The organism is Synechococcus sp. R6-10 (genome assembly GCF_047461815.1).
Classification (GTDB): Bacteria; Cyanobacteriota; Cyanobacteriia; order Thermostichales; family Thermostichaceae; genus Thermostichus.
On sequence record NZ_JANSHW010000648.1, the window covers coordinates 1 to 861 of the forward strand.

The 861-nt window shown below is 52.6% G+C and carries 2 protein-coding genes; one reads left to right on the top strand and one right to left on the bottom strand.

Going from position 1 to position 861, the window contains the following annotated elements; genetic code table 11:
* Positions 1 to 51: 51 nt before the first annotated feature.
* Positions 52 to 312, bottom strand: coding sequence for a hypothetical protein (locus NW837_RS14940; RefSeq protein WP_414332383.1), 261 nt, complete (start codon positions 310 to 312; stop codon positions 52 to 54).
* 103 nt (positions 313 to 415) lie between these two features.
* Here NW837_RS14940 and NW837_RS14945 point away from each other — a divergent pair, with 103 nt between their 5' ends.
* Complete coding sequence (locus NW837_RS14945) at positions 416 to 697, top strand: CRISPR-associated endonuclease Cas1 (RefSeq protein ID WP_414332385.1); 282 nt, start codon at positions 416 to 418, stop codon at positions 695 to 697.
* Positions 698 to 861 lie beyond the last annotated feature (164 nt).

Sequence of the window (861 nt, forward strand, 5' to 3'; positions counted from 1 at the left end):
AGTAATCCGTACTGAACATATTATACATTATTTTCAGTATAGTTGAGCTTATTATTGACTAGAGTCATGCTCGTCTGCGTCAACCGAACCGCGGCTTTTGGGCCTGAAAGACCTCTTGGGCTTTGGGATCCCCTCGCTGAGGGCGGCGTTGGACTCCACTTCGGTCATGGTGCTAGAGCCGAGATAGTAGCCCCACCGATACACCAGATCCCCAAGGATGCCGTAGTGTCTCAGGGTTTGCAGATCTTTCATCAGGAGCGCACCGTCACGAACGGATCCCACACCAGAAACCCTGCTCTGCTTTTTCGCCATTCGCATCTTCCCTTACAGCATTTTTGGGCCTGACTTTTAACTTGAAGAAGACCCCGTTTTGTTCCCACCTCAGCTTCAATTTTAGGCTTCTGGGAGTGGCCTCATGGGTAGAACACTCTATGTGTCCCAACAGGATTGCTACCTCAGCCTCGACCAGGAACGCCTGGTTGTCAAACGGGCTGGAGCTGTTCTTCAACAGGCTCAATTGCCCCACTTGGATCAGATTTTGATGGATCAGATTTTGATCTTTGGCCATGCCCAAGTCACAACCCAACTGATCCAGAGTTGCCTAGAGCGCAACATCCCCATCGCCTATCTTTCCCACATGGGGTACTGTGCTGGGCCGTCATCAACCGGCAGGTGCAGACCTACCAGCAGTTTGTAAATGATCAGATCCCTGTTTACTTGCCGTTCCTCATCCGCTGAGGGGATCCCACATGCATGGTCAAGTCGCGATTTTTGTGGGTTTCTCTTCCGCGGCCCAAAGCGGGCCCATGTCCAGGTAACGCCGGAAAGCCCAGTCCTCCGTGGCCCTCAGCATCACCACCG

Excerpts from the sequence above, each read along its gene's own strand:
- NW837_RS14940 (WP_414332383.1), bottom strand. The coding sequence starts at position 312 with ATGGCGAAAAAGCAGAGCAGGGTTTCTGGTGTGGGATCCGTTCGTGAC.
- NW837_RS14945 (WP_414332385.1), top strand. The coding sequence starts at position 416 with ATGGGTAGAACACTCTATGTGTCCCAACAGGATTGCTACCTCAGCCTC.